40 protein-coding genes are annotated in these 23,125 nt (G+C 35.0%); all 40 read right to left on the bottom strand.

Annotated features, from left to right (window positions below; all coding sequences use genetic code 11):
* Positions 1-8: 8 nt before the first annotated feature.
* The 40 genes from rpsI to rpsL are packed head-to-tail and all read right to left on the bottom strand — an operon-like array spanning position 9 to position 23,113.
* On the bottom strand, positions 9-425 hold the full coding sequence (gene rpsI, locus ACY3JO_RS05560; protein WP_463082210.1) for a 30S ribosomal protein S9: 417 nt from the start codon (positions 423-425) through the stop codon (positions 9-11).
* A gap of 14 nt (positions 426-439) precedes the next feature.
* Complete coding sequence (rplM, locus tag ACY3JO_RS05555) at positions 440-868, bottom strand: 50S ribosomal protein L13 (RefSeq protein WP_463084051.1); 429 nt, start codon at positions 866-868, stop codon at positions 440-442.
* A 53-nt stretch (positions 869-921) separates the two neighbouring features.
* Positions 922-1,731 (bottom strand): tRNA pseudouridine(38-40) synthase TruA, encoded by an 810-nt coding sequence (gene truA / locus ACY3JO_RS05550; protein ID WP_463084050.1) that lies wholly within the window; start codon positions 1,729-1,731, stop codon positions 922-924.
* Positions 1,659-2,465 carry an energy-coupling factor transporter transmembrane component T family protein gene (locus ACY3JO_RS05545; protein WP_463084049.1) on the bottom strand — a complete coding sequence of 269 codons (807 nt, stop codon included), beginning with the start codon at positions 2,463-2,465 and terminating at the stop codon, positions 1,659-1,661. Before ACY3JO_RS05545 ends, truA begins: the two co-directional genes overlap by 73 nt.
* Positions 2,453-3,316, bottom strand: a complete 864-nt coding sequence (locus tag ACY3JO_RS05540; protein WP_463084048.1) for an energy-coupling factor transporter ATPase — start codon at positions 3,314-3,316, stop codon at positions 2,453-2,455. The genes ACY3JO_RS05545 and ACY3JO_RS05540 overlap by 13 nt, the downstream gene beginning before the upstream one ends.
* The gene (locus tag ACY3JO_RS05535; RefSeq protein ID WP_463084047.1) at positions 3,307-4,125 is read right to left on the bottom strand and encodes an energy-coupling factor transporter ATPase; all 819 of its coding nucleotides are present in this window, start codon (positions 4,123-4,125) and stop codon (positions 3,307-3,309) included. Before ACY3JO_RS05535 ends, ACY3JO_RS05540 begins: the two co-directional genes overlap by 10 nt.
* Positions 4,125-4,475 carry a 50S ribosomal protein L17 gene (gene rplQ / locus ACY3JO_RS05530; RefSeq protein WP_463084046.1) on the bottom strand — a complete coding sequence of 117 codons (351 nt, stop codon included), beginning with the start codon at positions 4,473-4,475 and terminating at the stop codon, positions 4,125-4,127. The genes ACY3JO_RS05535 and rplQ overlap by 1 nt, the downstream gene beginning before the upstream one ends.
* Positions 4,472-5,443, bottom strand: coding sequence for a DNA-directed RNA polymerase subunit alpha (locus tag ACY3JO_RS05525; protein WP_463084045.1), 972 nt, complete (start codon positions 5,441-5,443; stop codon positions 4,472-4,474). The genes rplQ and ACY3JO_RS05525 overlap by 4 nt, the downstream gene beginning before the upstream one ends.
* Before the next feature lie 30 nt (positions 5,444-5,473).
* On the bottom strand, positions 5,474-6,094 hold the full coding sequence (rpsD, locus tag ACY3JO_RS05520) for a 30S ribosomal protein S4 (protein WP_463084044.1): 621 nt from the start codon (positions 6,092-6,094) through the stop codon (positions 5,474-5,476).
* Positions 6,095-6,114: 20 nt separating this feature from the next.
* A complete protein-coding gene (rpsK, locus tag ACY3JO_RS05515; protein WP_463082219.1) occupies positions 6,115-6,510 on the bottom strand; it encodes a 30S ribosomal protein S11 in 396 nt (131 codons plus the stop codon).
* A gap of 57 nt (positions 6,511-6,567) precedes the next feature.
* A complete protein-coding gene (gene rpsM / locus ACY3JO_RS05510; protein WP_463082220.1) occupies positions 6,568-6,942 on the bottom strand; it encodes a 30S ribosomal protein S13 in 375 nt (124 codons plus the stop codon).
* A 17-nt stretch (positions 6,943-6,959) separates the two neighbouring features.
* Positions 6,960-7,073: a 50S ribosomal protein L36 gene (gene rpmJ / locus ACY3JO_RS05505; RefSeq protein ID WP_148805503.1), complete on the bottom strand. Its 114-nt coding sequence runs from the start codon at positions 7,071-7,073 to the stop codon at positions 6,960-6,962.
* Positions 7,063-7,314, bottom strand: coding sequence for a translation initiation factor IF-1 (infA, locus tag ACY3JO_RS05500; protein WP_463084043.1), 252 nt, complete (start codon positions 7,312-7,314; stop codon positions 7,063-7,065). The genes rpmJ and infA overlap by 11 nt, the downstream gene beginning before the upstream one ends.
* Before the next feature lie 10 nt (positions 7,315-7,324).
* Positions 7,325-8,077 (bottom strand): type I methionyl aminopeptidase, encoded by a 753-nt coding sequence (gene map / locus ACY3JO_RS05495; RefSeq protein ID WP_463084042.1) that lies wholly within the window; start codon positions 8,075-8,077, stop codon positions 7,325-7,327.
* On the bottom strand, positions 8,067-8,720 hold the full coding sequence (locus tag ACY3JO_RS05490; protein WP_463084041.1) for an adenylate kinase: 654 nt from the start codon (positions 8,718-8,720) through the stop codon (positions 8,067-8,069). Before ACY3JO_RS05490 ends, map begins: the two co-directional genes overlap by 11 nt.
* The gene (gene secY, locus ACY3JO_RS05485) at positions 8,717-9,976 is read right to left on the bottom strand and encodes a preprotein translocase subunit SecY (RefSeq protein ID WP_463084040.1); all 1,260 of its coding nucleotides are present in this window, start codon (positions 9,974-9,976) and stop codon (positions 8,717-8,719) included. Before secY ends, ACY3JO_RS05490 begins: the two co-directional genes overlap by 4 nt.
* Entirely contained in the window at positions 9,976-10,422 is a 447-nt protein-coding gene (rplO, locus tag ACY3JO_RS05480) for a 50S ribosomal protein L15 (RefSeq protein WP_463084039.1), read from the bottom strand. The genes secY and rplO overlap by 1 nt, the downstream gene beginning before the upstream one ends.
* On the bottom strand, positions 10,419-10,955 hold the full coding sequence (gene rpsE / locus ACY3JO_RS05475) for a 30S ribosomal protein S5 (RefSeq protein WP_463084038.1): 537 nt from the start codon (positions 10,953-10,955) through the stop codon (positions 10,419-10,421). The genes rplO and rpsE overlap by 4 nt, the downstream gene beginning before the upstream one ends.
* A gap of 17 nt (positions 10,956-10,972) precedes the next feature.
* Positions 10,973-11,341 carry a 50S ribosomal protein L18 gene (gene rplR, locus ACY3JO_RS05470; protein WP_463084037.1) on the bottom strand — a complete coding sequence of 123 codons (369 nt, stop codon included), beginning with the start codon at positions 11,339-11,341 and terminating at the stop codon, positions 10,973-10,975.
* Positions 11,342-11,354: 13 nt separating this feature from the next.
* Positions 11,355-11,897 carry a 50S ribosomal protein L6 gene (rplF, locus tag ACY3JO_RS05465; protein ID WP_463084036.1) on the bottom strand — a complete coding sequence of 181 codons (543 nt, stop codon included), beginning with the start codon at positions 11,895-11,897 and terminating at the stop codon, positions 11,355-11,357.
* A 17-nt stretch (positions 11,898-11,914) separates the two neighbouring features.
* Positions 11,915-12,310, bottom strand: coding sequence for a 30S ribosomal protein S8 (gene rpsH, locus ACY3JO_RS05460; RefSeq protein ID WP_463084035.1), 396 nt, complete (start codon positions 12,308-12,310; stop codon positions 11,915-11,917).
* A gap of 11 nt (positions 12,311-12,321) precedes the next feature.
* Positions 12,322-12,507, bottom strand: a complete 186-nt coding sequence (locus ACY3JO_RS05455) for a type Z 30S ribosomal protein S14 (RefSeq protein WP_463084034.1) — start codon at positions 12,505-12,507, stop codon at positions 12,322-12,324.
* A 23-nt stretch (positions 12,508-12,530) separates the two neighbouring features.
* Positions 12,531-13,070, bottom strand: a complete 540-nt coding sequence (gene rplE / locus ACY3JO_RS05450; protein ID WP_463084033.1) for a 50S ribosomal protein L5 — start codon at positions 13,068-13,070, stop codon at positions 12,531-12,533.
* An 18-nt stretch (positions 13,071-13,088) separates the two neighbouring features.
* Positions 13,089-13,406 (bottom strand): 50S ribosomal protein L24, encoded by a 318-nt coding sequence (gene rplX / locus ACY3JO_RS05445; RefSeq protein ID WP_463084032.1) that lies wholly within the window; start codon positions 13,404-13,406, stop codon positions 13,089-13,091.
* A 12-nt stretch (positions 13,407-13,418) separates the two neighbouring features.
* A complete protein-coding gene (gene rplN / locus ACY3JO_RS05440) occupies positions 13,419-13,781 on the bottom strand; it encodes a 50S ribosomal protein L14 (protein WP_463084031.1) in 363 nt (120 codons plus the stop codon).
* Entirely contained in the window at positions 13,762-14,103 is a 342-nt protein-coding gene (rpsQ, locus tag ACY3JO_RS05435; RefSeq protein WP_463084030.1) for a 30S ribosomal protein S17, read from the bottom strand. The genes rplN and rpsQ overlap by 20 nt, the downstream gene beginning before the upstream one ends.
* Before the next feature lie 18 nt (positions 14,104-14,121).
* Positions 14,122-14,325 (bottom strand): 50S ribosomal protein L29, encoded by a 204-nt coding sequence (rpmC, locus tag ACY3JO_RS05430; protein WP_463084029.1) that lies wholly within the window; start codon positions 14,323-14,325, stop codon positions 14,122-14,124.
* Between the two features lie 3 nt (positions 14,326-14,328).
* The gene (rplP, locus tag ACY3JO_RS05425; protein ID WP_463082235.1) at positions 14,329-14,748 is read right to left on the bottom strand and encodes a 50S ribosomal protein L16; all 420 of its coding nucleotides are present in this window, start codon (positions 14,746-14,748) and stop codon (positions 14,329-14,331) included.
* Positions 14,735-15,472: a 30S ribosomal protein S3 gene (rpsC, locus tag ACY3JO_RS05420; protein WP_463084028.1), complete on the bottom strand. Its 738-nt coding sequence runs from the start codon at positions 15,470-15,472 to the stop codon at positions 14,735-14,737. The genes rplP and rpsC overlap by 14 nt, the downstream gene beginning before the upstream one ends.
* 1 nt (position 15,473) lies before the next feature.
* Positions 15,474-15,818 (bottom strand): 50S ribosomal protein L22, encoded by a 345-nt coding sequence (gene rplV / locus ACY3JO_RS05415; protein WP_148805470.1) that lies wholly within the window; start codon positions 15,816-15,818, stop codon positions 15,474-15,476.
* A gap of 15 nt (positions 15,819-15,833) precedes the next feature.
* Entirely contained in the window at positions 15,834-16,118 is a 285-nt protein-coding gene (gene rpsS, locus ACY3JO_RS05410; protein ID WP_012547998.1) for a 30S ribosomal protein S19, read from the bottom strand.
* Positions 16,119-16,131: 13 nt separating this feature from the next.
* The gene (rplB, locus tag ACY3JO_RS05405; protein ID WP_463084027.1) at positions 16,132-16,977 is read right to left on the bottom strand and encodes a 50S ribosomal protein L2; all 846 of its coding nucleotides are present in this window, start codon (positions 16,975-16,977) and stop codon (positions 16,132-16,134) included.
* A gap of 13 nt (positions 16,978-16,990) precedes the next feature.
* Positions 16,991-17,278 carry a 50S ribosomal protein L23 gene (rplW, locus tag ACY3JO_RS05400; protein WP_463084026.1) on the bottom strand — a complete coding sequence of 96 codons (288 nt, stop codon included), beginning with the start codon at positions 17,276-17,278 and terminating at the stop codon, positions 16,991-16,993.
* Entirely contained in the window at positions 17,275-17,904 is a 630-nt protein-coding gene (gene rplD, locus ACY3JO_RS05395) for a 50S ribosomal protein L4 (RefSeq protein ID WP_463084025.1), read from the bottom strand. The genes rplW and rplD overlap by 4 nt, the downstream gene beginning before the upstream one ends.
* 18 nt (positions 17,905-17,922) lie before the next feature.
* On the bottom strand, positions 17,923-18,567 hold the full coding sequence (gene rplC, locus ACY3JO_RS05390; RefSeq protein ID WP_463084024.1) for a 50S ribosomal protein L3: 645 nt from the start codon (positions 18,565-18,567) through the stop codon (positions 17,923-17,925).
* A gap of 15 nt (positions 18,568-18,582) precedes the next feature.
* Positions 18,583-18,903 carry a 30S ribosomal protein S10 gene (rpsJ, locus tag ACY3JO_RS05385; RefSeq protein WP_463084023.1) on the bottom strand — a complete coding sequence of 107 codons (321 nt, stop codon included), beginning with the start codon at positions 18,901-18,903 and terminating at the stop codon, positions 18,583-18,585.
* 18 nt (positions 18,904-18,921) lie between these two features.
* Positions 18,922-20,139, bottom strand: coding sequence for an elongation factor Tu (gene tuf, locus ACY3JO_RS05380; RefSeq protein ID WP_463084022.1), 1,218 nt, complete (start codon positions 20,137-20,139; stop codon positions 18,922-18,924).
* A gap of 20 nt (positions 20,140-20,159) precedes the next feature.
* Positions 20,160-22,235: an elongation factor G gene (fusA, locus tag ACY3JO_RS05375; RefSeq protein WP_463084021.1), complete on the bottom strand. Its 2,076-nt coding sequence runs from the start codon at positions 22,233-22,235 to the stop codon at positions 20,160-20,162.
* A gap of 21 nt (positions 22,236-22,256) precedes the next feature.
* Positions 22,257-22,727 carry a 30S ribosomal protein S7 gene (gene rpsG, locus ACY3JO_RS05370; RefSeq protein WP_463084020.1) on the bottom strand — a complete coding sequence of 157 codons (471 nt, stop codon included), beginning with the start codon at positions 22,725-22,727 and terminating at the stop codon, positions 22,257-22,259.
* Complete coding sequence (rpsL, locus tag ACY3JO_RS05365; RefSeq protein WP_148805443.1) at positions 22,727-23,113, bottom strand: 30S ribosomal protein S12; 387 nt, start codon at positions 23,111-23,113, stop codon at positions 22,727-22,729. The genes rpsG and rpsL overlap by 1 nt, the downstream gene beginning before the upstream one ends.
* Between the last annotated feature and the right edge of the window lie 12 nt (positions 23,114-23,125).

Here is a 23,125-nt window from a genome sequence, read left to right as displayed (position 1 = left end):
CTTCCATATTAACGTTTTGAGTATTGAGGTGCTCTTCGTGCTCTCTTTAAGCCATACTTTTTTCTTTCTTTTTCTCTCGGATCTCTCTTTAAAAGTCCCTCTTTCTTAAGAAGAGTTCTCCAATCAGCTTTTAAGGCAACAAGAGCCTTAGATATTCCATGAGCAAGAGCTTGAGCTTGAGCGCTGACTCCCCCACCAATCGTTTGAGCTAAAACATCTACTTGATCTTTCATACCAGTAAGTTCCAAAGGCTTTTGTACCACTTTATGGAAAAAAATTCTCCCTCCAAAATACTCTTCCATTGGTTTATCATTAACTATTATTTTACCTTCTCCTGGAAATCTAAGCCAAACCTTTGCTCTTGCTGTCTTTCTGCCACCTACCTCATGAATTACTTTTACTTCCTGATTTGCAAACTCCAACATTTATCCCTCCCGTTTTATATATTCAGTTCTTTTGGCCTTTGTGCTTGATGTGGATGATCAGGTCCAGGATAAACCTTTAATTTTTTTAACATTTTTCTTCCTAATGGACCCTTAGGTAACATTCCCTTAACAGCCAGATATATTAACATCTCTGGCTTCTTAGCCTTTAACTCCTTAGCAGGAATTAATCTATGCCCTCCTGGATATCCTGAATGAAAGAAATAGATTTTTTGATTTTCTTTTTCTCCTGTAAGAACTACATCCTTAGCATTAATCACAACCACAAAATCACCTGTATCTACATGGGGTGTGAAAATAGGTTTATGCTTACCCCTTAATATTTTAGCTATCTCTGAGGCAAGCCTTCCAAGAACTTTTCCTTTGGCATCTACCACATACCATTCTCTTTTTACCTCTTCTTTTTTTGCCATAAAAGTTTTCATTTTTAAACATTCCTCCTTTCCCGTTGCATTTTAATATAAATTTGTAAAATATGTCAATAATCTATTTTATATAAATATAAACCATTAGAGGGAGCAGGAGCTGAAAATCTATCTCTATATTCCTCTATTAAATAACTCTCAAAATCGCCTAAACTTTTCCTACCCAAGGATATCTCTACCATACTACCTACCAAAAACCTTACCATTTTTCTTAGAAAGTAGGGGGCACATATGAAATAAAAAAGATGGTCTTTTTTAAAACACCAAAATGATTCCAAAATTTCAATAACAGTGTTTTTTTCTGATTCTTTAACTGCAAAATTCACAAAATCATGTTTACCCTTTATAATAAATGCTGATCTCATTAGTAGATTCCTGTCAAGAGGCTCTTTTATCCACCAAGAAAAGTCACTTAAAAAAATATTTTTCTCTGAATGATTATATATGAAATACATATACCACCTTCTTTTAGCAGAAAACCTTGCATGGAAATTGTCTTCAACCTTTTCAACATTTTTCACTACAATATCCGTAGGAAGTAATTTATTCAAAACAGATTTAATTTTTTCTTCCTCCCATTCTCTTTGAGATTTAAAACTAATTACCTGTCCCAATGCATGGACACCAGCATCAGTTCTTCCAGCCCCAACAATTTTTATTTCCTCATTAAATATATAACTCAATATTTTCTCCATCTCCCCTTGAACTGTTCTTTTACCTTTTAATCTTTGAAAGCCATAAAAATCTCTTCCTAAATAAGATATCTGCAATTTCCAGTTTGGCATATCAACTAAAAAAATACCAGCAATAAAATTGGATATAAAATACCAATAGTTAAGAATACTAAATCCTTTATAGTCCAATAAGATACTCTATATCTTGTCCTACCCTTTGCTCCTCTATAACAACGGGCTTCCATAGCTTCAGCCAGTTCATTTGCCCTTCTAAAGGCATTTATAAATAAAGGAATAATTATAGGCAGTAAACTTTTGGCTTGAGATATTAAATTTCCTTTTCCAAATTCCGCTCCTCTCGCCTTCTGGGCTTTAATAATCTTATCTGTTTCCTCTAAAAGAGTAGGAACAAATCTTATTGCTATAGTCATCATCATGGAAAATTCATGTACAGGAAATTTAACAAAATTCAATGGCTTTAATAGATCCTCAATAGCTTGGGCTAACTCTAATACTGAAGTGGTAAGAGTAAGAAGGGAAGTTATCAATACTAAGTATATGAGTCTTAAAGACATAAATAAAGCCATTTTGATACCATTGTCAGTAATATGAATAATTCCATATCTAAAATATACTCTTCCACCTTCTTCCCCAAAGAAAAAATGAATTACAAATGTGAATAATATCAAGAAATAAACTGGTTTTAGACTTCTAATAAAATAGTTTATTGTTAAAGAAGATATCATTATACCAAGTAAAACCAAGAGAAAGAAAAGTAAATAAGAATAGAAATTCAGTTTAAGAAGAAAAATAATAATTATCAAACAAAAAGATACTATAATCTTAGCTTTAGCACTAATTCCATGAAGTAAAGAATTTCCCGGAACGTATTGTCCCAATGGAAAAGTCTTTAAGATTTCCATATCGAAATATGCTCCTTAAAAGCTACAATTCTCTCTACAATTTCATGCAAAGTAAATGCTCCTTCCAAAGGATAGCCTTTATCTTCTAATACCTTTCTTAATTTAAGAATTTCCGGAAGCTCCAACTCTGCTTCTTCAACTTTTTCATAATTTAAAAACAATTTTTCAATAAGACCATCAAAAATAATTTTTCCTTCTTTTAAAACTATTACCCTCTTAACAGTTTTTATTATCTCATCCAAATCATGAGAAACCAAGATTAAGGTTTTATTTTTACTTTGTACCCACCTATTAATATAGTTCATTATTTCGATTTTACCTTTAGGATCTATGTTTGCAGTAGGCTCATCCAATATAAGTACCTCTGGATTCATAGCAAGAATACTTGCTATAGCCAATCTTCTTTTTTCTCCACCAGAGAGATTAAATGGAGATCTATCTTTAATCTCTTCATATGGCAATCCAACTGTAATAAGGGCTTCTCTTACACAATTTTCTAACTTTTCATCTGATATCCCTATATTCCTTGGACCAAATGCTACCTCTTCAAAAACTGTCTCAGCAAAAAACTGATGTTCTGGATATTGAAAAACAATCCCAATAATCTTACAAAGTTCTTTAGAATTCCACTTTCTAATATCTCTGTCTTTTATAAAAATTTCTCCTTGGGTAGGATAAAGAAGACCTGAAATCAACTGAATCAAAGTTGATTTACCAGATCCTGTTTTCCCTATTATTCCTATACTTTCCCCTTCCCTTATATCCAAAGAAATATCTTTAATTGCTTCTCGTTCTAAGGGGGTCTTTTCTAAATATATATATTGTACATTCTTAAGTCTTATCAAAGCCATACAGAAAGTTCCTCAATGGTAAGAATGGGATGAGGTATTTTAAAACCTCTTTCAACTAAACATTTAGAGAGCTTTGTAACTAATGGTATAGAAAGTCCCCACTTTTCTAACTTTTCGTCTTCCATAAATATCTCTTTTGGAGAACCTTCTAAAACTATCTCTCCTTTATTAAAGACTACCACTCTATCTGCCCATACAACCTCTTCCATGTGATGAGTAATAAGTATAATAGAAGTTTTCTCTTCTTTATATAATTTTTTTATAACCTCCATTATCTCTTTTCTACCTTTTGGGTCCAACATAGTTGTAGGTTCATCTAAAACTATATATTTAGGTAACATGGCCAATATTCCAGCTATTGCTATTCTTTGTTTTTGTCCACCAGAAAGAAGATGAGGAGGATATTTTCTATATTCTTCCATCCCGACAGATTTTAAAGCAAAAGCAATTCTTTCTTCAATCTCCTTGGGAGACAAACCAAGATTTTCACAACCAAAAGCCACATCTTCCTCAACAGTCATTCCTACTATTTGATTATCTGGGTTTTGAAAAACTAATCCTACCCTTTTTCTTATTTCCCACAAATTTTCAAAGTTTTTAGAATTTAAACCATCAACAATCACGTCACCATGAGTAGGAATAAGAAGGCCATTCAAAAGCCTTGCAAAAGTTGACTTACCTGAACCATTAGCCCCAATTACAGCTAAAAAAGAAGGAGAAGGTATCTCTATATTAATATCTTTTAGAGCTACCTTCTCCTGAATTGTACCTTCATGATAGACATAAGAAACATTTCTCAATTGAATCATTATACAAGTTCAATTACTGCCTCTTCTGCTGCATCCCCTCTTCTGAAACCAGCTTTTAATACTCTTGTATATCCACCATTTCTATCTTTATATTTTGGGGCTATCTCCACAAAAACTTTCCTCACAAGTTCTCTATCTTGTAACCATGCATAAACTAACCTTCTATGATGAACAGAGTCATCCTTGGCTATAGTAAGAAGTTTCTCAGCTAACCTACTTACCTCTTTTGCTCTTGGTAAAGTTGTAATTATCTTTCCGTTTTTAAATAAAGAAATTAGAAGAGCTTTTAAGAGAGCCTTTCTTTGAGGTGTTGGCTTACTTAATTTTCTATATGCCTTTCGATGTCTCATTCTAAGTCCTCTCCTTTCTCTAAATCAAGGTTTTCAGTATCCCTTAAACTCAAGCCTCTTTCTCTAAGCTTCTCCTCCAATTCTTGTAGAGACTTTAAACCAAAGTTTTTAATCTTAATTAGATCTTCTCTTGTCTTTGTAAGTAAATCCTCAATAGTGTGTATACCAGCATGTCTTAAGGAATTATAAGCGCGAGTTGAAAGACCTAAATCCTCAAGAGTTAATCCCTTCTTGCTCTCTTCTTCCAAAGTTGTAATTTCTTCGGTTACTTCTTCATAGGAAATTTGAAAGTCTTTCTCTGCTAAAAGTTTAAAATATTCCATAAGAATTCTCGATGCTTCTCTAAAAGCTTCTTCTGGAGTTATAGATCCATTAGTCCATATATCTAAAACAAGTCTATCCAAATCTGTCCTTCTACCTACCCTCGTCTTTTCTACCTCATAACCAACTTTCTTTACAGGAGAAAAAATAGAATCTAAAACTAAAACTCCAATAGGTTGGTTAGGCTCCTTATTTTCTTCAGCAGTAACATAACCTTTTCCTTTTTTAACTTCTACTTCCATTCTAAATGGTACTTCATCAACTAAGGTTGCAATTTGCAAATCGGGATTTATTATTTTAACATTAGCAGGTGCTACGAAATCTCCTGCCTTTATTACTCTTGGACCCATAACATCAAGATGGAGTATATGGGAATTATTATCTTCTATCTTTACTACCATCCTTTTCAAATTCATTAATACTTCAAGAATCTCTTCTTTAAGACCTGGAAGTACTTCTAACTCATGTTTTACTCCTTCAATCCTTACAGAAACAACTGCTGCACCTTCTATAGATGATAAAAGTATTCTCCTTAAAGCATTTCCAATTGTCCAACCATAACCCCTCTCTAAGGGTTCTACTATGAAACGACAATAATCATCAGTTTTCTTTTCAATAATAACCCTTACATTTTCTTCTATTATCAAATTATCTACCTCCCTTTTCCTATCACAAAACTATCTAGAGTAGAATTCTACAATAAGTTGTTCTTGTACTGGTGTATCTATTTCATTTCTGACAGGAAGTCTCAAAACTCTACCCTTAAAATTATCTTTATCCAATTCTAACCAGGCAGGAACAGATCTACCTCCCAATACAGAGACAGCTTCTTGAACTGGAAGTAAATCTTTGTCTAAAAGTTCTATTACATCTCCTGGTTTTACATTAAAAGATGGTATATTAACTCTTCTTCCATTAACAGCAATCTTACCATGAGAAACTATTTGTCTTGCTTGATCACGAGAAAGAGCCCATCCAAGTCTGTAAACCACATTATCAAGTCTTGTTTCTAATAATTGTAAAAGACGTTCACCTGTAACTCCTCTTCCTTTAGAAGCTATCTCAAAATATCTTCTAAATTGTCTCTCTAATACACCATATATTCTTTTAGCCCTTTGTTTCTCTCTTAATCTCAATCCATATTCTGTTAGTTTTCTCTGAGCTCTGCCATGCTGTCCTGGAGCATAAGCTCTTCTATCAAAAGGACATTTTTCAGAAAAACATTTTGTACCCTTTAAAAATAATTTCATTCCCTCTCTTCTACACAAACGACAATCTGGTCCTGTATATCTTGCCATTTTCTCTCCTCCCTTAAATTTTACACTCTTCTTCTACGGGGTGGACGACACCCGTTATGAGGTATTGGTGTAACATCCTTTATAAGAGAGATTTCAAGGCCTGCAGCTTGCAAGGCTCTTATAGCAGTCTCACGTCCAGGTCCTGGACCTTTAACTAACACATCTACTTTCTTCATTCCATACTCTGAAATAGCCTTTTTAGCTGCCATCTCAGCTGCAAGTTGAGCAGCAAAAGGAGTGCCTTTCTTTGTACCTTTAAAACCAGCTGTGCCACCACTACCCCAGGTAAGAACATTTCCTTCAGGATCTGTAATGGTAACAATCGTATTATTAAATGTTGAGTTTATATGTGCAACTCCTACAGGAACAATCTTCTTCTCTTTACGAGGACCTCTTGTTCTCTTCTTTTTAGCCATTTACTTAGTTTCCCTCCTGTTTTAACAAATTTTATCAGTTTTATTTAAAGCTAAAAATCATTTTTCCTTTCTCTTAGCACCTACAGTCTTTCTTGGGCCTTTTCTTGTACGTGCATTACAACGAGTTCTTTGACCTCTTACAGGTAATCCTCTCTTATGTCTAATACCACGATAACATCCTATTTCTATAAGACGTCTTATATTAGAGGCTATCTCTTGCCTTAAATCACCTTCTACTTTATAATTATTTTCGATTTCCTCTCTTAATTTGCTTATTTCTTCTTCAGTTAAATCCTTTACTCTTTTATTAGGATCAACACCAGTAGCTTGTAAAATCTTTTTGCTTGTAGTTCTTCCTATTCCATATATATATGTTAGAGCAATCTCTATTTTTTTATTGTTTGGTAAATCTACTCCTGCAATACGTGCCATTTTAAATAAAACACCTCCTATCCTTGCTTCTGTTTATGTCTCGGATTTTCGCATATAACAAAAACTCTTCCGCCTCTCCTTACAATCTTACATTTTTCACATATTTTCTTCACCGAAGCTCTAACCTTCATCCTTATTACCCTCCTTATTTACAAATCTATATGTTATTCTTCCTTTAGTAAGATCATATATTGAAATCTCTACTTTTACTCGATCACCTGGCATTACTCTTATAAAATTCATCCTCATTTTTCCAGATATATAAGCCATTATTTCAAGACCATTATCTAATTGTACCTTAAATGTAGCATTTGGCAATGCCTCTTTTACAGTTCCTACAACTTCAATAACTTCTCTATCCTTTTTTGTCATAGGCCCTCCCTTAATCTATGGTCAATACCTGAGGACCATTTTCAGTAATTGCTACTGTGTGTTCAAAATGAGCAGAAAGTCCACCATCTACTGTAACAGCTGTCCAACCATTATTCAAGATTTTGACCTCATAACTTCCTGTAACAACCATTGGCTCTATAGCAATAACTAACCCCTCTTGTAATACAGGTCCCATTCCTGGTGGCCCATAATTAAGAACATTTGGGGACTCGTGCAATCTCCTTCCTATACCATGTCCAACAAAATCTCTTATAACATTAAATCCATTTTTTTCAACATATTCTTGAATTGCCCATGATATATCTGAAAGTCTTGCTCCAACTTTAGCCTTCTCTATTCCACGCCAAAGAGCCTCTTCAGTAACTCTTATAAGCTTTAGAGCTAAAGGAGAAACATCTCCTATAGCATATGTTTTTGCTGAATCTAAAAAGAATCCTTTATATTCTATACCAATATCTACACTTACAATATCTCCATCTTCTATTAGTTTCTTTGTGCTTGGAATTCCATGCACTATTTCTTCATTTATTGAAACACATATTATCTCAGGATAACCCCTATAACCTTTAAAAGCCGGTTTAACATTATAGTTATTCATAAATTCTTCTGCTCTTCTTGCTAAATCATAAGTTGTCATTCCACTTTTTAGGATTCTTTCTATCTCGTTAAAAATTTTTGATAATATTCTTCCTCCTTCTCTCATAATTGCTATTTCATCTTTTGTTTTTAACTCAATTGCCATCTTTTACCACCTTTAATATTCCCTGCAAAACTTCTTCTCTATCTTTCTCGGCACTTATTGTATACATTACTCCTCTGTTTTTATAATAATCAATGAGAGGCTGAGTCTCTTTATAATAAGTCTCTAATCTTTTCTTAATAACATCGGGATAGTCATCACTTCTTTGATATAACTCTCCTCCACAAATATCACATATTCCCTCCTTTTTAGGAGGCATAGAAATTATATTATATATTGCCCCACAATTTTTGCAAACCCTTCTTGATGAAAGTCTTTTTATTACTAAATCATCACTTGCTTCCAAATATATAACTTTTAAATCTGCATTCCTTTCACTTAAATATTTATCTAATAATTCTGCCTGCAAAATAGTCCTGGGAAAACCATCTAATATAAAACCATTCTTGCAATCCTCTGCATTTAAACGATCTTTCACTACTTCCCACACAAGTTCATCAGGTACCAATTTACCAGAATTAAGAAATTCTTTAACCCTCATTCCAAGTTCAGTTTGATTCTTAATAGCTTCCCTAAATATATCCCCTGTAGAAATGTGGGGAATATTTAAGATAGAACTAATTTCTTTCGCGTGTGTACCTTTTCCAGCTCCTGGAGGACCTAAAAATATAATTGCTTTCATCATTTTAAAAACCCCTCATAACTTTTCATTATCATTTGAGCTTCAAGAGTCTTTATAGTCTCTAATATCACACCAACCATAATTAATATACTTGTTCCACCAAGTTGAAATTCTGTAACACCAGTAATTCTTTCAATAAAAGTAGGTAACAAAGCAATCAATCCTAAGAATACACCACCAAAAAAGTTTAATCTATTTAAAGTTTTCGATAAATATTCCTCTGTTGGTTTTCCTGGTCTTACTCCTGGAATAAATCCACCATATTTCTTAAAATTCTCAGCTAAATCTGCAGGATCAAATACTATGGATGAATAAAAGTAAGTAAATCCAAGAACAAGTAGAAAATAAATAATAGGATAGAAAATGGAACTTGGAGAAAAAATGTTTAAAACACTCTTCAGCCAGCCAATTTTTACAAACGGAATAAAACTTTGTGGAACCATAAGAATTGTAATTGCAAAAATGATTGGTATCACACCAGCTTGATTTAATTTTAAAGGAAGATAGGTACTTTGTCCTCCATAAACTCTTCTTCCCACAATTCTACGAGAATATTGTACAGGAATCCTTCTCTCTGCACTCTCTTCCCAAACCACACCTATAATAATTAATATCAAAAGAGTAAAGAAGGCAATTACATTTAAAATTCCAATTTCCCCCCTACTTAGTAAAGCAAAAGTTCTTGCCAAATCAGTTGGAAATCTTGCAACTATAGATGTTAATATTATTAAGGATACACCATTTCCTATTCCATATTGAGAAATCTGCTCACCAAGCCACATTATAAAAGTACTTCCCGCTGTTAATGTTATTACACTACTTATTACATATAATGGGGTAAGACTTGGAATAACTTTATAATTATGCATAAAAATAGTTAATCCAAAAGCTTCAATGGCTGCTAATAAAACAGAAAGATTCCTTGCATATCTTGTTAGCTTTTTCCTTCCATCTTCTTCCTTCTTTAACTCAGCTAATGATGGAAATACAGCAGTTAAAAGTTCCATCATAATGGAAGCATTAATAAAAGGTATAATACCCATAGAAAATATAGAAAATCTTGATAGCGCTCCTCCTGTAAATAAATCTAAAAATCCTAAAGCCCCTTGGCCTTTAAAAAGATTTGATAGAGCAACCCTATCTACTCCAGGTACAGGTATATGAGCACCTAATCTATATACTGCAAAAATAAAAAGAGTAAAAAGTATCTTTTTCCTTAAATCTGGTATTCTAAAAGCCCTAGCTAAAGTATCAAACACTATTCAATCACCTCAGCTTTTCCGCCCACACTTTCTATCTTCTGTCGGGCTTTTTCACTAAAGGCATGAGCTTTTACAAAAAGAGGTTTAGTTAATTCACCATTGCCAAGAATTTTTACACCATATCCAATTTCTTTTATTATTTTTTTCTCCAAAAGTATATTAGGATCAACAACCTCATTTGCATTAAACTTTTCCTCTAAAACTGAAAGATTTACTACAGTAAATTTTTTGCAGGGAGGATTTGGGATACCATCCATTTTGGGTAATCTTCTAGTTAATGGGGTTTGACCACCCTCAAAACCAGGTCGTACGCCATCTCCAGTTCTTGCATTCTGACCACTCATACCTCTACCTGCATATTTACCAGAAGCAGCATATCCACATCCCCATCTCTTAGGCCTTTTACGAGATCCTAATTTAGGCTTTAATTCAAATAGTTTCAATTTTCTCCCTCCCTATTTTGGGTATTCTCTTCCTTAGGTTTTACATCTATTATCTCTCTTATCTTTTTATCTCTCATTACAGCTACTTCAGGAATAGATCTAAGTTTTTTAAGAGCTTCAAAAGTAGCTTGAGCAAGGTTTATGGCTGTAGTAGAACCCAAAGCTTTAGCCAAAACATTTTTAATTCCTGCAAGCTCTAAAACTGCTCTCGCAGCACCACCAGCTATAACACCTGTTCCAGGTGCAGCGGGCTTTAAAAGTATTTTAGATGCTCCTAATTTTCCATATACTTCATGCGGAATGGTACCTTTGCTTATTGATATCTTCACAGCATTCTTCTTAGCCCTTCTTACAGCCTTTCTAATAGCATCTGGCACTTCAGCAGCTTTTGCTATACCTACCCCAACAGTACCCTGCTCATCACCCACTACAACTAAGGCTCTAAAACGCAAATTTTTACCACCAGCAACCACTTTAGCTACTCTTCTTATCTCTATAACTCTTTCTTTAAAGACAGGTTCTAACTCTTTCAAAGAAGTTCCCTCCTTTTTTAGAATTCAAGGCCAGCTGCCCTTGCACTATCAGCAAGAGCCTTGACTTTACCATGATATAAAAATCCACCTCTATCAAAAACTACTTTTTTAATTCCTTTTTCTAAAGCTCTTTTTGCTATCACTTCACCCACTAATTTTGCAGCTTCTATATTCTTAGTAGATTTTAACTGTGATCTTAATTCCTTTTCCAAGGAAGAAGCCGATACTAAAGTATAACCTTTCGTATCATCAATTATCTGAACATATATATATCTCAAGCTTTTAAAAACAGCTAATCTTGGTCTTTCAGGAGTTCCATAAATCTTTTTTCTTATTCTTAAATGCCTTACTTTTCTAAGTTCCTTTCTTGATCTTTTTATAATCATAATGTCAAACCTCCTACTTCTTACCAGTCTTACCAGCTTTTTGTCTAATCTTTTCACCTTCGTATCTTACACCTTTTCCTTTATATGGATCTGCAGGTCTAATTCTTCTAATTATAGCTGCAAATTGCCCCACTAGTTCTTTATCAATACCCTTCACACTTATTTTAGTATTATCTTGTACTGTTACTGTAAGCCCTGTAGGAATATCAAGCTCTACGGGATGAGAAAAACCCAATTCTAACACAAGTTTATTGCCTTGTACCCTTGCTCTATATCCTGTGCCCTGCAATTCCAGTCTTTTCTCAAATCCTTGTGTTACTCCTATTACCATATTATTTATTAAAGCTCTTGTTAAACCATGTAAGGCTTTAGTAAATTTTTCGTCATTAGCTCTCTCCACTACTATTTGGCTATCTACTCTCTTTACAGATAGAAGAGGATGGAAAGTTCTTTCCAGCTCTCCTAAAGGACCTTTTACCTTTACAAGATTTCCATCACTTATTTCTACTTGTACATTTTGTGGTATTGGTATAGGTTTTCTTCCTATTCGTGACATATTTTATTCCTCCTTTTCTACCATACCATACAAATAAGCTCTCCACCGACCCCTAAAAGTCTTGCCTCTTTATCTGTCATAATTCCTTTAGAGGTAGATAAGATAGCAATTCCCAAACCTCCAAGAACCCTTGGAATTTCTTCTCTCTTAACATAATATCTTCTACCGGGTTTACTCACTCTTTTCAATTCCTGAATTACGGGAGTTTTTCCTCTATATTTTAGATAAATCCTAATATATTTTTGTGGAATCTCTCCTATTACCTCATATTTTGCTATATATCCTTCCTTTAGCAAAATTTCTGCAAGTTTTTCCTTAATTCTTGAATGAGGAATATCAACAGTAGGATGTCGCCTCATATTTGCATTTTTAATTCTAACTAACATATCAGCAATAGGATCTGTTACGTTCATAGCAACCCTCCTTACCAACTTGCTTTCTTAACACCTGGTAATTCGCCTTTTAAAGCTAGTTCCCTAAAACATAAACGGCAAAGACCAAACTTTCTTATATATCCTCTTGGTCTTCCACATATTCTACACCTATTATATTCTCTGACCTTATATTTCTTAGGTTTAAGCCATTTTACAATTTGTGATTTCTTAGCCACAATTTCCTCCCTCGCTTTTTAAATTATTTTTTAAATGGCACTCCAAGAAGAGAAAGAAGCTCCTTAGCTTCTTCGTCTGTTTCTGCTGTTGTCACAATGGTAATATCCATCCCTCTTATTCTATCTATCTTGTCATATTCTATTTCAGGAAAAACTAATTGTTCTTTAAGACCTAAGGAGTAATTACCTCTACCATCAAAAGAATTAGGTGAAACACCTGAAAAATCTCTCACTCTTGGCAAAGCAAGATTTATCAATTTGTATAAGAAGGCATACATTCTTTCTCCCCTTAAAGTTACCTTTAATCCTATAGGCATACCTTTCCTTAAGTGAAAGTTTGCTATAGATTTACGGGCTTTTCGTACTATGGGTTTTTGCCCTGTAATGATACTGAGATCTCGGGCTGCAGCTTCAATTGCTCCTGGATTTTGTACTGCTTCACTTACTCCAATATTTACTACAATCTTTTCAATTTTAGGTACAGCCATTGGATTCTTATATCCGAACTTCTTCATCATTGCAGGAACTACCTCTTGAATATATTTTTGCTTTAAAACTTCCATTATTACCTTCCTCCCTTATTAAACACGATCAATAATCTCTTTACATTTAGAGCAAACTCTTACTTTTTTTCCATCTTCTAAAAATGTATGCTTTATCCTCGTAGGTTGGTTACAACGAGGACATATAAGCATCACTTTACACCTATATAAAGGTGCCGGTTTCTCAAATATTCCACCTTGCCTCATTTTAGCAGAAGGACGTACATGTTTTTTTACAATATTAACTCCTTCGACAACTATTTTCTCTTCAGCAGGAAGAACAGAGATAACCTTTCCTCTTTTTCCTTTATCTTTTCCTGATATTACGAGAACTAAATCACCCTTTTTAATATCCATCTCTCTTCACCTCTATATGACTTCTGTTGCTAAAGAGATAATTTTCATAAAATTCTTTTCCCTTAATTCTCTGGCTACTGGTCCAAACACTCTTGTCCCTCTTGGATTACCATCCTTATCAATTATTACTGCTGCATTGTCATCAAATCTTACATAAGATCCATCTTTTCTTCTTATAGTTCTTCTTGTTCTAATAACCACAGCATATACTACATCACCCTTCTTGATATTAGCTCTTGGAACAGCGTCTTTTACGCTGGCCACTATAATATCTCCAATCTGAGCTATTCTCTTTTTTCCTAAAACTCTAAAGCACATTATCTCTTTAGCTCCACTATTGTCTGCTACTACCAATCTAGTTTGAGGCATTATCATTTAAATCACCTTCCCTTATACTGTCATTAGTAATATTCTCTTCCACATTTTCCTCAGATAAGGTAGGTATTAATTCTGCTTTTTTCAAGATCTTTACTAATCTCCATCTTTTTTCTTTTGATAGTGGTCTTGTTTCCCTTATTAATACAACATCACCTTCACGAGCTTCTTGAAGCTCATCATGAGCCTTATACTTTTTCCTTCTTGTTACTGTTTTCTTATATAATGGATGAGTATAAGTCTGTTCTACTAAAACAACAATAGTTTTTTGCATTTTTGCACTTACAACTTTTCCTATCATTTCTCTTCTCTTGCCACTCATTTAATCTCTCTCCTTAAATTAAGATTTTTTAAGTTCACGCTCTCTCAGAATAGTAAGAATTCGCGCAATATCTTTTCTTATTTCCTTCAATCTATGAGGATTAGTTAACCCACCTGTTGATTGTTGTACTCGGAGATTAAAAAGCTCCGATCTCAATTTTTTTAATTCTCCCATTAACTCTTCATTGGTTTTTTCCCTTAACTCCATAGCTCTTCTCCCCATATATTAATCACCACCCAATTCTCTTGTTACAAATCTTGTCTTAATAGGTAATTTACTACCCGCTATTCTTACTGCTTCCATGGCTTCTTCCTTAGGGATTCCTCCAATTTCAAAAAGTATTGTACCTGGCTTTACTACTGCTACCCATCCTTTAACATCACCTTTGCCTCCACCCATTCTACTTTCTGCAGGCCTTGCTGTTACAGACTTGTCTGGAAAAATCCTAATCCATATTCTTCCATTTTTCCCAGCATGTCTTGTAAGAGTTCTTCTCACAGCTTCTATTTGTTCACTCGTTATCCATGCTGGAGCTAAAGCTTGTATACCATAATCACCAAATACTACCCTATTGCCACGCGTAGCTACTCCCTTTAATCTTCCACGATGTTGTTTTCTATGTTTAACTCTTTTAGGCATCAACATCGTAATTCACCTCATCTTTCTCATACATATCTTCATCTATAACCTTTTGAGGTGTAGCCTTTTCCGGTAACTCTTGAATAGGTCCTTTATGAAGTTCAGGAATATCTCCTTTATATATCCAAACTTTTACTCCTATTACACCTGAGATAGTAAAAGCCTCCGCAAAGCCATAATCAATATCAGCAGTTAAAGTCTGCAAAGGAATACGGCCCTCTCTAAACCACTCTGATCTTGCAATTTCTGCACCATTAAGTCTTCCACTACACATTACTTTTATACCCTTTGCTCCAGCCCTTAAAGCTCTATTTATTGCTTGTTTCATTGCTCTCTTATAACTTATTCTTTTTTCTATTTGCATTGCTATATTCTCAGCTACAAGTTGGGCATCAAGTTCTGGATTTTTTACTTCTACTACATTAACAAAAACATTTTTATTAGTTAATTTAACAAGATTTTTCCTTATATTTTCAATTTCACTTCCACCTCTTCCGATGAGTACACCAGGCCTTGCAGTATGAATTGTTATATCAACTCTATTTATAGCTTTTCTCTCAATATCAACACGTGATATTCCTGCTTGATAATAGTTCTTTTTAATATAATTTCTTACAGCCCAATCTTCATGTATTAAGGAGGAATAATCAGATTTTTCAGCATACCAATGACTTTTCCAATCTTTTGTTATACCTAATCTAAAACCATAAGGGTGTGTCTTCTGCCCCATATTATTCTTCCTCCTTCTCTTTTAAATAGATTACTATATGACTATTTCTAATTTGTATAATATCTGCCCTTCCTCTTGCACGTGGATTTAACCTCTTCCAACGTGGACCCTCATTTACAAAAGCCTTTGATACATATAATCTTTCAGCCCTAAGCCCATAATTGTGCTCAGCATTTGCTTTAGCAGATCTCAAGCATTTTAGTATAAAATGTGCAGCTTTATGAGGAAGGTTTTCTAAAATAGCCTCAGCCTCACTAACCATTTTACCCCTTACAAGATCAATAACCCTTCTTGCCTTGTAAGGAGATATTCTAATATATTTGCTTTCAGCCTTTACTTCAATCATCTAAATTCAACCTCCCTACTTAATCGCTGTAATACGAGCAGTAGGTATTCTGTGACCTGTAAATGTTCTTGTAGGGGCAAATTCTCCTAATCTGTGCCCTATCATATTCTCTGTAATATACACTGGAATATGCTTTCTTCCATTATATACAGCAATAGTATGTCCTACCATTTCTGGAACAATAACAGATCTCCTTGACCAAGTTTTAATAATTCTTTTTTCGCCTTTCTCATTTAACTCTCTTATCTTTTTAAGAAGTTTTGGATCTACATATGGACCCTTTTTTAATGAACGACCCATGAGCTCCTCCCCTTTACTTCATTTCTTTTTTGTCGTTTGCTCTTTGAATTATGAAACGATCAGAAGGCTTTCTCTTTTTCCTTGTCTTGTACCCAAGAGTTGGTTTACCCCAAGGAGTAAGAGGTCCTGGATGACCTATAGGTGCCTTACCCTCACCGCCTCCGTGAGGATGATCTACAGCATTCATAGCAGAACCTCTTACATGAGGTCTTCTACCAAGCCATCTGCTTCTCCCTGCTTTTCCTAAGGATATGTTCTGATTATCCACATTACTTACTTGACCAATAGTTGCTTTACAATTTAAATCAAACAACCTTATTTCGCCCGATGGGAGCCTTACGTATGCCCATTTTCCTTCTTTACCTAAGATTTGAGCAGCTGTTCCAGCAGCCCTTACAAGCTGACCCCCTTTTCCAGGATATAACTCTAAATTATGAATCAATGTTCCATCAGGAATATTCTTTAAAGGAAGATTATTCCCTACTTTAATATCAACATTTTCGCCAGACATAATAATATCTCCAACTTTTAAACCTTCTGGAGCTATAATATATCTTTTCTCTCCATCAGCATAATGTAATAACGCTATCCTGGCAGTTCTATTTGGATCATACTCTATACTTGTTACTTTAGCAGGTATTCCATCTTTATCTCTCCTGAAATCAATTATTCTATAAAGTCTCTTATGACCACCACCCCTAAATCTTGTAGTAACATGGCCAAAATTATTCCTTCCACCACTTTTCTTAAGTGGTTTTAGCAGAGATTTTTCAGGTTCTTCTTTAGTAATCTCTGAAAAATCAGGCAATATTAAATGTCTTAATCCAGGCGTAGTAGGTTTAAATTTTTTAAGTCCCATCCTTTTCTACCTCCTATACTCCACTAATAAGCTCTATTTTATAACCTGGTTCTAAAGTTACTATGGCTTTCTTTCTTGTTGGAGTAAATCCTTGAGAAAGACCTAATCTACGTCTTTTTGGTTTTTCATTTATTATAGCTACTTTTTTAACCCTTACCTTAAAAATTTCTTCAACTGCTTTTCCAACTTCTATTTTATTTGTATCCTTAGCCACTTCAAAAACATACTTACCTTCTTTAGTCAAATTTAAACTTTTTTCAGTAAGAACAGGCTTTATAATAACAGTGTATGGATCTCTCATTTCAAAAATGCCTCCTCTATTACAGGTATAGCATCAACAGTCAATAACAAATAATCATATTTTAATAAATCATACACATTAAGACAAGATGCTACCATCGTTTTTACATTCTCTAAATTCATAGCAGCTCTTTTTAATGTTTCATCTTTTTGAGGTATACCTATAAGTACTTTTGCTTCTTTTAATCCAAAATTATTTAATATATTTACCAACTCTTTTGTTTTAGGTTGTGATAATTCAATTTTATCCAAAATATAAAGATTATTTTCCATAAGCTTAGTAGATAATGCAGATCTTATTGCAAGTCTTCTCATCTTTTTAGGAATCTTATAAGAATAATCGCGAGGTTTTGGACCAAAAGGTCTACCTCCACCTACCCAATGAGTAGCTTTTCTATCACCCTGTCTCGCATGACCTGTACCTTTTTGTGGCCAAACCTTTCTACTACTTCTATTTACCTCTCCTCTCCTCTTGGTAGAATGAGTACCCTGTCTACCATTAGCTAAATGCATGACCACACATGTGTAGAAAAGGTCAGGTCTTTTCTCTATTCCAAATAACTCATCTTTTAACTCAATCTCTCCAATCTTTTCTGCCTTTTGGTTATATAAAGGTACTTGAATCATTTTTCTATCCCCTTCCTATTACTTTATATCCTTAACAGCTTTTCTGATAATTAATAAGTTACCTACAGGACCAGGAACAGCACCTTTAACCAAAATTAAATCTTTTTCTTTATCTACCTTTACAATCTTTAGATTTTGAACAGTGATAGTTTCATTGCCCCATCTTCCTGCCATTTTCTGACCTTTCATTACATGCTGAACTCCACCAGCACCAATTGACGCTCTTCTTCTATGAAATTTAGAACCATGAGACATTCTACCACGTGCAAAATTCCACAATTTAATATGTCCAGTATATCCATGCCCTTTACTCTTACCAGTTACATCAACCAATTCTCCTTCTTGAAATATATCTACTTTTATCTCTTGACCACGAACAAAATCTGAAGTATTAACTACTCTTACTTCCTTTATAACTTTAAAGGGTGGAAATCCCAATTTTTTAAATATACCTAACAATGGCTTATTTAGCTTACTCTCTTTACACCCCTCAAACCCTAATTGAATAGCATTATATCCATTTTTTTCTTTAGTTCTTACATTTAATACAAGGCAAGGTCCACTTTTTATTACTGTTACTGGTATAATCTCGCCATTTTCACCAAAAATCTGGGTCATTCCAACTTTTCTACCTAATATAGCTTTTGTTGTAGGAGCAGCCATAGTCTTTACCCCTCTCTATGTTTTAATTTCAACTTCAACACCAGCTGGAAGCTCTAAACTCATAAGAGCTTCCACTGTTTTTGCTGTTGGATTTTCTATATCAATTAGTCTTTTATGAATCCTTATTTCAAAATGTTCTCCAGAGTTTTTATTCACGTGTGGAGAACGTAATACCCAATATCTTGTAACCTTTGTAGGAAGAGGAATAGGGCCAGAAATCTTAGCCCCAGTTCCTCTTACTGTTTCTATAATCTTTTTAGTTGATTGATCAAGAACTCTATGATCAAATGCTTTTAATTTAATTCTTATTTTTTGTCTATCTGAATAACTACTCATGTCTACTGATCGCCCCCATTATTCAATAATTTTAGTTACGACGCCTGCACCAACAGTCTTTCCACCTTCTCTAATTGCAAATCTTAAACCTTCCTCTAATGCTACAGGCTTTATTAACTTTATCTCCATCTCTATATTGTCCCCCGGCATCACCATCTGTACTCCCTCTGGTAATTTTATCTCCCCAGTTACATCAGTAGTCCTGAAATAAAATTGTGGCTTATATCCACTGAAAAATGGCGTGTGCCTTCCCCCTTCTTCCTTCCTTAATACGTATACTTGCGCCTTGAAATGCGTATGTGGCTTTATGCTCCCTGGCGCCGCTACTACTTGCCCCCTCTCTACTTCATCTTTGTCTATCCCTCTTAATAATATCCCTATGTTGTCTCCAGCTATCGCTTCATCTAATTGCTTCCTGAACATCTCTACCCCTGTTACTACACTCTTCTTTATCTCATCCGTTAACCCTACTATCTCTACTTCATCCCCTACCTTCACTCTTCCTCTCTCTACTCTCCCTGTCACTACTGTCCCTCTACCTGTTATGCTAAATATGTCCTCTATTGGCATTAAAAACGGCTTGTCTACATCTCTCTCCGGTAATGGTATGTAACTGTCTACCGCATCCATTAATTCCCATATCGCATCTACCCACTTGTCCTCCCCTCTCTTCGTGTTCGGATTCTGACTCATTACCTCTACAGCTTTTAATGCTGACCCCCTTATTACTGGTACTTCATCCCCTGGATATCCATACTTCGTTAATAAGTCCCTTACTTCCATCTCCACTAAGTCCACGATCTCTGGATCATCTACCATGTCTATCTTGTTTAAAAATACTACTATGTATGGCACGTTTACTTGCCTCGCTAATAGTATGTGCTCCCTCGTCTGCGGCATTGGCCCATCCGCCGCTGATACTACTAAGATCGCTCCATCCATCTGTGCAGCCCCTGTTATCATGTTCTTTATATAGTCAGCATGCCCTGGCGCATCTATGTGTGCATAATGCCTGTTTGGTGTCTCATATTCCGCATGATATAAGTTTATCGTCACTCCTCTCGCCCTCTCCTCTGGCGCTTTATCTATGTCTTCATACTTCAATGGCTTCGCTAATCCTTCCGCCGCTAATACCATCGTTATGGCTGACGTTAATGTCGTCTTACCATGGTCTACATGACCTATCGTACCTATGTTTACATGTGGCTTCGTCCTTACAAATTTCTCCTTCGCCATCCTTTATCTCCTCCTATTCATTATTTTTTAAAATTTGAAGATAAGATTTTTTCCTGAATATTTAATGGCATTTCTTCATAATGAGAGAACTCCATTGAGAATATTCCTCTTCCCTGAGTTAATGAACGGAGAGTTGTAGCGTAGCCAAAGATCTCAGCAAGAGGAACAAGGGCTTTTATAACTCTTGAATTATTTATAAATTCAATTTTTTCTATTCTTCCTCTTCTGCTATTAAGATCTCCTATAACATCACCCATATATTCTTCAGGAACAATTATTTCTAACTTCATTATTGGTTCAAGAAGAACTGGATCACCCTTTAAAACACCATCTTTAAAGGCTTGTGAGGCTGCTATTTTAAATGCCATATCTGAAGAATCTACTTCATGATAAGATCCATCAAAAAGAGAAACTCTTATATCAGTAACAGGATACCCTGCTAATACACCTCTATCTGCAGCCTCTCTCACACCAGCTTCAACAGCAGGAATGAATTGCTGTGGTATAACACCACCCACTATCTTGTTAATAAATTCAAGTCCGCTTCCTCTTAGCAATGGCTCCAACTCAAGCCATACATGTCCATATTGACCTCTACCACCAGTCTGCCTAATGTATTTTCCTTCTATCTTTACTGGTTTTCTTATAGTTTCTCTATAGGAGACCTGAGGTTTACCCACATTAGCATCAACCTTAAATTCTCTCTTCAAACGATCAACAATAATCTCCAAATGTAACTCTCCCATACCATGAATAAGAGTTTGACCTGTTTCTTCATCATAAGTTACCCTAAAAGTAGGATCCTCTTCTGCAAGTCTTTGTAAAGCAAGACTAAGTTTGTCTTGTTCCTCAGTACTCTTAGGTTCAATTGCAACAGAAATAACAGGTTCTGGAAATGACATTCCTTCCAGAATTATAGGTCTATTCTCATCACATAAAGTATCTCCAGTGGTTGTATATTTTAAGCCTACAGCAGCAGCTATATCTCCCACATATACTGCATCAATATCTTCTCTATGATTTGCATGCATTTGAAGGAGCCTTCCAATTCTTTCTTTTTTACCTTTCGTAGAATTATAAACGTAGCTTCCTTTCTCTAATTTACCCGAGTATACCCTAAAATAAGTTAACTTCCCTACATAAGGATCAGTCATAACCTTAAAAGCAAGAGCAACAAAAGATTCATCTTCGCTCACTATTCTTATTTCTTCCTCTCCAGTTATAGGATTTATACCTTTAACAGGTGGCAAATCCAATGGAGAAGGTAAGTAGTCAATAACAGCATCAAGCAAGGGCTGAACTCCCTTATTTTTAAAAGCAGATCCACATAACGCTGGATATAATATTCCTTCAATAGTTGCTCTTCTTAACACCTTTTTTAGTTCTGATACAAGAATATCCTCTCCCTCTAAATATTTTTCTAAGAGCTCGTCATCGAGCTCTACAATTTTTTCAACAAGTTTATGTCTATATTCTTCTGCTTGTTCCTTTAACTCTTCAGGTATTTCTGTAATTTCCCACTTAATACCAAGATCATCATAATAAACAATTGCTTTTCTCTCTAAAAGATCTATAACACCCTTAAAATTGTCCTCGCTACCAATAGGTATTTGAACAGGTGCCACATTGACTCCTAATCTATCTTCAATCATCTCTACAACCCTGAAAAAGTTAGCACCCACCCTATCCATCTTATTTACAAATATGATTCTTGGCACATTATATTTAGTAGCCTGTCTCCATACAGTTTCAGATTGAGGTTGTACACCAGCAACTCCACAGAAAACAGCAATAAGGCCATCCAAAACCCTCATCGATCTTTCAACTTCAACAGTAAAGTCTACATGTCCTGGTGTATCAATTATATTGATAACATGATCCTTCCAGCGACAAGTTGTAGTAGCAGCTGTTATGGTTATTCCTCTTTCCCTTTCTTGCTCCATCCAATCCATAGTAGCAGTTCCTTCATGTACTTCGCCTAATTTATGAGTTCTTCCTGTATAAAACAGTATCCTCTCAGTAAGTGTAGTCTTACCTGCATCTATATGAGCTGCTATTCCTATATTTCTTAATTTATCCAGTGGACATCTAGGCACTTTTATCTTCCTCCTTTTTAACTACCATCTATAATGAGCAAAAGCTTTATTAGCTTCTGCCATTCTATGCATTTCTTCTCTCTTCTTAATAGCGCCTCCTGTATTATTGAGAGCATCTAAAATCTCAGCTGCGAGCCTCTCTCTCATAGGCATACCCTTTCTTTCTCTTGCAGCTCTTACAAGCCATCTTAAAGCAAGAGAAAGTCCTCTTCGTGGAGGAACTTCTATAGGTACTTGATAAGTAGCTCCTCCTACTCTCCTTGGTCTTACTTCAAGAAGTGGAGTTAAATTTTGTACTGCTTTTTCTAAAACAGTTAAAGGATCTTGCTTTGTTTTATCTCTAATTATTTCCATTGCTCCATATACAATTTTTTCAGCAGTACTTTTTTTACCATTCAACATAACCTTATTTATCAACTTTTGTACAAGTACACTATTATAAACAGGATCAGGCGGAATCTCTCTTGGAGTAACAGGTCCTCTACGAGGCATTATTTCTTACCTCCCTCTTTTGGACGCTTAGTTCCATATTTTGATCTTCCTTGTTTTCTGCCTTCAACACCAGCAGCATCTAAGGCACCACGTATAATGTGATATCGTACACCTGGTAAGTCCTTAACACGTCCTCCTCTTACAAGAACTACAGAGTGTTCTTGAAGATTATGGCCAATACCAGGAATATATGCCCATACTTCAACTCCATTAGTAAGCCTTACTCTTGCTACCTTTCTTAAAGCAGAGTTAGGCTTTTTGGGAGTCATTGTAGTAACACGAATACATACTCCCCTCTTCTGGGGATTACCCATGAGGGCTGGAGACTTACTTTTTCTCTCTTTCGGTTTTCTTCCTTTTTTTACTAATTGATTTATGGTAGGCAAAATTACACCTCC

It is taken from the genome of Dictyoglomus sp. LHC4, assembly GCF_055181355.1.
The sequence above is the reverse complement of the archived record's forward strand: the minus strand, read 5'-3'. Positions and strand labels throughout refer to the sequence as shown.